The organism is Helicobacter valdiviensis (assembly GCF_003245365.1).
Taxonomy (GTDB): domain Bacteria; phylum Campylobacterota; class Campylobacteria; order Campylobacterales; family Helicobacteraceae; genus Helicobacter_D; species Helicobacter_D valdiviensis.
Genome location: NZ_NBIU01000049.1, coordinates 1 through 6,510 on the forward strand (window position 1 = coordinate 1; position 6,510 = coordinate 6,510).

Genomic DNA, 6,510 nt, shown 5'->3' on the forward strand with positions numbered 1-6,510 from the left:
AGTAGAATTATTAGAAGAAGTATCAATGATTAAGGAGAGGTAGGAATTGCTGGTGTGCATGGGAGACCTTTAAAATAAAATTTCTCTAAAATTCTTAAAGAGATTTAAAAACTTTACTTATAGATTAAAAACATTTAACTCTTAATATGTTTTTAAGTAAAATAAACAAAGTTTTATCTTACTTAAAAACAAAAAAAGCAAAGCTTATGCTTTGCTTCCTCTCCAGTCATCACTGCCACTTGTTCCTGCTACTGTATGTTCCCATACAACTTTTCTATAATTTAGAGAAACTTTAAAAAGCTCTGTTTTGTCATGGTTTGCTTTATCTTGAGCATTTGGCATAATAAGTTCAATATTTGTAATAATTGCATCTTCTAGCTTTGTAGTAAAGAAATGCTCACTATCTCCATTGGTTGAAGTTCTAAACCAATGCACTTCAACATTAGTAAGCCTTTCTCCTTTAGTAAGTGCATTATAAAGTAATGGAACTGCTTTATTTAAAGAACAAGTAAAAGTAAAAGGTTTATGCACTCTCTGGCCTGATGGCTGTCCGCTTTGTTGATCCACTGGAACAGTTACAATATGTGAAACTTCTTGAGCCATAATCTCATCTTCATGTCCTGTTTGGTAGCGATTGCCAACACTTGCTTCTGTGGTAGCTCCACTTGTAATTAAACCTTGGGTTGAACCTTCAATTTTAATATATGCAGGCTGTGCCATAAATTCTCCTTTACGATTTTTATTTTTTGTGTCAATAATATTAGCATTTTTTTAATTTTTTTAGAATAAAATATGCAAATTTTTAAAATTTTATTTCTAGTTAAAATATTAAGAAATATATAAAGTTTAAAGTGAGGAAACCCACCATGTTTAGCAAGATTATTAGTTTTATAAAATCTAAATTATTTCTTTGTATTCTCTCTTTATTTCTCCTATTCTTTATATGTTTTGCATTTTGGCTATGGGGTTCTTTGATAGCTTTTAATGATGTTTATATTTTTAGTAGCCCTTATTTAAGATTTGGAATTATTTTTATTATTTGGATATGTGTATTTTTGTTCTTTTTGCTAAAGCCTCTTATTAATTTTATCACCTCTCTTAAAAGTGAAAAAAGAGCACAATTAAAACAGTTACAAAAAGAAGCAGATCAATTTCTCTATAGAGCAAAAAGAAATTTTTTTATTTCTTTAAAAGACGCCAAGGATACTTGGAAAAAAGAAATCAAGATAAAAAATATGCCTCTAGTTATTATTATTGGAAATGAATCTGCAGGAAAAAGCACTTTTATCAACTACTCTGATATTGAATACCCATTAAGCGATAGTTTGCAGTCTTATAAAAAATTGCACCAATCCACACAAAATTTTGCTTTATATATTTCAAAGAAAGGCGCTATTATTGATACAGAAGGCAACTATTTTTCTCAAGAAGAGTTTTTTAATCCCACTAGTAGTGATGAAATGCCCGAAGATGACTTAAGTAAAAATGAAAAATACATTCTAAAAAAGAATGTCTGGAGAAACTTTTTAAACTTTTTAAATAAAAATTTCTTTCACAGCAAATTAAATGGTATTGTTCTTGTGATAGATACTTTAAACTTTATCAACAATCCTAAAGAATATTCTCACAATCTTATACGCTATCTAACAAAAAGGGTTAATGAGTGCGAAAAATCTTTAAATTTAAAACTACCCATTTATATAGTGTTTTCCAAAATAGATCTTATGGAGGGTATGAAAGAGTTTTTTGAGATTTATCATGAAAAAATTACACACAAAACCTTTGGCATATCCTTCAAAGAACCTATAAAATATGACTATATCCATCAAACCTTTAAAGAAATTAGCAATTCTTTGCTTTTTAACTTTATGAATAAAAACACTCATATCCACTCTATTGAAGACAAAAACAAAACCTATTGGTTTATAAAGCAAATGGATAATTTGTTTGCATTAGCAAGTGATTTTCTCATAGAATTACAAAACGAAAATATGCAAAAAAATAGCTCATATCTGCGTGGAGTGTATTTTGTAAGTGCCTATCAAGAAAATATACCAAGAAACCATCTTATTGATACAATATGCTCCAAATACAAAATCAAACAAGCCCTTGCAAGAGTAACCCCAAACTACAACAATAAAAGCTATTTTGTGAAATCTCTTCTAGAAGAAGTCATCTTCAAAGATTATTCTTTGGGTAGCACGAGAAATCTTTTCAAAAAAATAGCCTTGCTTAGTCTTACTCTTTTTGTTTGCATTGCTACTTATTCAATCTCTTACTATTTTATTCACAAAAGCAACCTAGAAAAAGAAAAGAGTAATATAGTTTTAAATTCTTTAGAAAGTCTTTTGGGTAATTTCCAATACAACACAATGGATATCGAGCAAAAAGCTACATTGCTTACACAACTAAGAAACATTCTTGCTTCCTACGAAGAGCTTGACAATCCACCAAACTTACTCAAATATCCAACTCTAAATCTTTCTTATAAAGGTTTTCAAGAAATTAATAATTTTTATTATACTCTAAATGAAGATGTGCTTAAAAATACTCTTATTAAAGAAATGGAAAATATTTTATCAACAGATAGCAATCATGAAAATATCATCAAAACACTCTATATGTATAAAAGTCTTTTTGAGCCCAAATATTTAAATTTACCATTATTAAAAAGATGGATTAGTGCAAACTGGAACTATTTACAAAAATATAAAATTTCTAAAGATAGCTTTCTTAGCGGAATTGATAGCTTTAAAAACACAAATTCCAACACTTACAAAATAAACGAAGAAAGCATTACCTTAAGCATTGAAAAATTACAAAATATTAGCCAAACACAAAGAATATATATTTTACTAGACTTCCTAAAGAGCCATCAAGCAAAAGATAAATATTATATCTCCCAAGAACTTGGCTATTCTCAAAATAGTGTATTTGCTAATAGTAAAGAAGTTTTTGTAATTGACAAAATCTACACCAAAGAAGGAATGCTTGTATTTTTAAATAATCTCAATACAGAAGTAAATAATGCTATCAACATAGAAGCATGGCTACTTGATAACCCTACCAACACCCAAGAAAACAAAAATACCATTGTGCTTGGAATACTAGAACTTTATTTAAACGAATACCAAACAAAATGGCAAGAACTACTTGCTTCTTTAAAACCACAAAACTATAAAGGCAAAGAAGCGATGCTAAATCAGCTAGATATTTTAGCCAAAAAAGACAATCCCATTTCTGCCCTTATCAATACTGTGAGTAAAAATACAAACATCAATGATGTTTCTTTGCTAAGCGAAGCATACAAGCTAGGCCTAAATGCAGGAGAAATCAAAACCCACTTTGCAAATATTAGCAACATTTTTGAACCTTATCATAAAATTGCTAATGAAAATTCTTTATTAAAAAGTGGCGCAACAGCAGTAGGCCTAAACTCTAGCAATGAAAATATAATGCAGATTTTAAGCAAGGATATTATAGAAATCAAAAATAAAATTATAAACTTCACTGCTAACACTAATCTAAGCGCTGAAGAAAAAATATCCTATGCACTTGGTAAAACAAAAGAAGTAGATGATCCTTTTACAACCTTTAGTAACGATATCAAAAAAATGCCAGATGCACTCAAACAATATTATGAAATACTTTCTAACTACTCTTGGAATTTGATAGAAAACAATGGAATTGCTTTATTCAACACTGCTTGGAAAAATGAAGTTTATATGCCTTTTATTAATGAAATTGCACCTTTTTATCCTTTTAATCAAGATAGCACAGAAGATTTAAGCCTAGATACCTTTAAAAACTTCTTTGGACAGAATGGAACTCTAAATAGTTTTTACAAAAAATATCTTAATGATATTTTAATCAAAAGAAAAAATATCTATTCTATCAATCCAAAATATAGAGCCAAATTAAATTTCTCTGAAAACTTTCTAAACTTTATTACAAAAAGCGCTAATTTATCTAATCTCATACTTAGCCAAAATGACAATATTAAAGTCAATTTTACTTTAAAAGCTCTTGATTTAAGTGCAGACTTTTCATATCTTGAAATTTCTTATTTAAACAATTCTTTAAAATACGATCATACTTTAAAGACACAGCTTAATGTCATAGCAGATCAGTTTAGCCCTTCCACTCTTTTAAACTTCAATGCCTATAATTATGGCTCCTATCAAGTAAGTCATAATCAAACTTACAAAGGGGAATGGGCTTGGTATAAATTCATCAAAAATACAAAGAACAAAGACAAATATACTTTAATTTTCAACAATAATGAAAAATTATATTTTGATTTTGAAATCATTAATGGCAAAAATAATCTAACCACAATCATTCAGCTTTTAGAAGATTTTAAAATAATAGAAAATATTACAACTGGAGAATAATATGGATCAAGAAATAGGTGTTATCATTGAAAATATAGAAGAATGCGTGAGTGAAAAATATGCTTGTGTTTTTGACAAAACAGGAGGCTATATTGGCAATTCTACGGACAATAAATTCTGCATTCAAGATAAACAAGGACAAATTCAAGAAAAACATATCAAAATAACTTTTGAAGAAGGCTGTTTTGCACTTACTCCTGTGACAAATTGCGTTGTTTATTATAACAAATCCCATTCTCAAATGGGTGGAGGCTATGGAACAATCATTAATTTAAATGATACCGCAAAAATAGGCAACCTTATATTGCGTTTTGTAAAACCAAGCGATATTGATGAGAGCAAAATCCATCAAAAAAAGATTATAAATGACATAGAAAAACAGCCAGAATTCCAAGAAGAAATGCTAAAGCCAAGAGGACAAGTAAGTGTAAATTTTAACAAAAAAGAAGATATTAAGGAGCTAATAGACACCAAAAAAGAGTTTGACTTTTTAGAAAAAAAGTTTGATGACAGCTTTTTAACAACACTACCTAAAGTAAATGCCAACAATTTTGATTATCAAAATGTTTTAAAAATACTAGACAAAACTTTTAAACAAATCCAAAGCAATCAAAAAAGTAGTAAATTCAACGATATTTATGAAAACTTAAGCCTAAAAGATTTAGAAGCCATCATTTCAGAAGTCCCCCTTATAAAATCTACCAAACTTATTAATCTTTTAGTGCTTAGCCTTATTACAAAAGAACTTTATAGCCCCATATTTGAAGAAATGGAAGAAGATATGTTTATAAAATATCTCAAAGTAGCTTTACAAAGTAATGTAAAAGAAGAAAAGCTTTTATTTGAAAATCTAACCCTAAAAGCATTGGAGAAATACAGAAAAAAAAATTAGATTTTATATACCAAACTCACTACAAAAATTTATCCCTCCCTCATTTCTCATTCTTTTCTTCTTGCTCCCTTTGCCGCTACAAGCATAGTAAAGCGATCCATAATTATGCAAATCACCCTATCATTGCAAACAAATATGCAATATTTGCATGGCAATCTAATTCCCCAAAAAACTAAAATATGCCACAATACCTAAAAAGGCTAAAATTAAATAAGCAATACTATGTCTATATTTTCTTTAATAATTCTAATGAAACTCTATATATAGGCACAACAAATAACTTAATAAAAGAATTTACAAATACAAAAACAAATTAATAGAAAGTTTTACCAATAAATATAAAATTAACAAACTAGAATATTATGAAATTTATGATGTTTAAAATATAATACAAAGAGTAAAACAACTAAAAGCAAGAAATCATATAAAGAACAAGAGCTAATAAACAATATAATTCCACAATAGAAAGATTTATATGAGGATTTAATTTGAACTCTTGATTATCTTTTAGACTGCTTCACTTTTTTGCAACAGCACCTTGTCATTCTAAAGGCTTTAGCTAAAATATCTTAACTTGTCTTTGTAAATTCCCTCTCCTGTCATTGTAAGGAGCAAGACAACGAAGCAAGCTATTATCATTGCAAGTCTCTCACTGTCATTGCGAGCGTAGCGAAGTAATCTAAAAGAGCAACCAAGAGTCTAGATAAATCCTTAAGATTGCCACGACTTATTTTTGTAAGTCTTGTAGTGATAGATAATAAACTTTTAAGACAATTTCTTTAGTTTTCCTTAATATGCTCTTAGTAGCAACAAGGATTATTCTTTAATATTATGTTCTCTAGCATAGGCTTTTATCTTTTCTTTTAAATCTTCTGGGAAATTATAACGATAAATAGCAGGGATTCTAGGATCAAGTTTGGCGTCTAGTTTGTGTCTTTTATAATACCATTCTAGGTTTTCAGGTGTAAAATAATAAGGCGCATTAGGATAGCCTTGAGGAGGAGTTAAGGCTGCAAGTTTGGCAGTTAAAATCATAGAATCTATTTTTAATTGCACACTTTCTTCGCTCAAATCATTTGGAATATCATAGCCATAAGCATTTACCATACCATTGTAATACCCTCCCCTATAACGATCAAATTCCCTTCTGCTTTCATAAGTAGAATCCACATCTCTTGGATCTTTTATTTTACCCTCAACCACATCACTTCTTAGGGCTTTATA

4 protein-coding genes and 1 pseudogene are annotated in these 6,510 nt (G+C 28.9%); 3 read left to right on the forward strand and 2 right to left on the reverse strand.

From position 1 onward, the window contains the following. Nucleotides 1-204: 204 nt before the first annotated feature. A complete protein-coding gene (locus tag B6S12_RS09915) occupies nt 205-720 on the reverse strand; it encodes an Hcp family type VI secretion system effector (RefSeq protein WP_111230626.1) in 516 nt (171 codons plus the stop codon). Between the two features lie 146 nt (nt 721-866). Here B6S12_RS09915 and tssM point away from each other — a divergent pair, with 146 nt between their 5' ends. The 3 genes from tssM (at nt 867) to B6S12_RS11840 (ending at nt 5,603) form a co-directional block, all read left to right on the forward strand. Beyond that, nucleotides 867-4,394, forward strand: a complete 3,528-nt coding sequence (gene tssM / locus B6S12_RS09920) for a type VI secretion system membrane subunit TssM (protein ID WP_111230627.1) — start codon at nt 867-869, stop codon at nt 4,392-4,394. Nucleotide 4,395: 1 nt separating this feature from the next. Then, nucleotides 4,396-5,286 carry a hypothetical protein gene (locus tag B6S12_RS09925; RefSeq protein WP_181451036.1) on the forward strand — a complete coding sequence of 297 codons (891 nt, stop codon included), beginning with the start codon at nt 4,396-4,398 and terminating at the stop codon, nt 5,284-5,286. A gap of 179 nt (nt 5,287-5,465) precedes the next feature. Next, nucleotides 5,466-5,603 carry a GIY-YIG nuclease family protein gene (locus tag B6S12_RS11840; protein WP_220083651.1) on the forward strand — a complete coding sequence of 46 codons (138 nt, stop codon included), beginning with the start codon at nt 5,466-5,468 and terminating at the stop codon, nt 5,601-5,603. A gap of 499 nt (nt 5,604-6,102) precedes the next feature. On the opposite strand, the pseudogene B6S12_RS09935 reads toward B6S12_RS11840, so the two are convergent. Then, nucleotides 6,103-6,510: pseudogene (locus B6S12_RS09935) on the reverse strand (hypothetical protein); the annotation flags it as partial.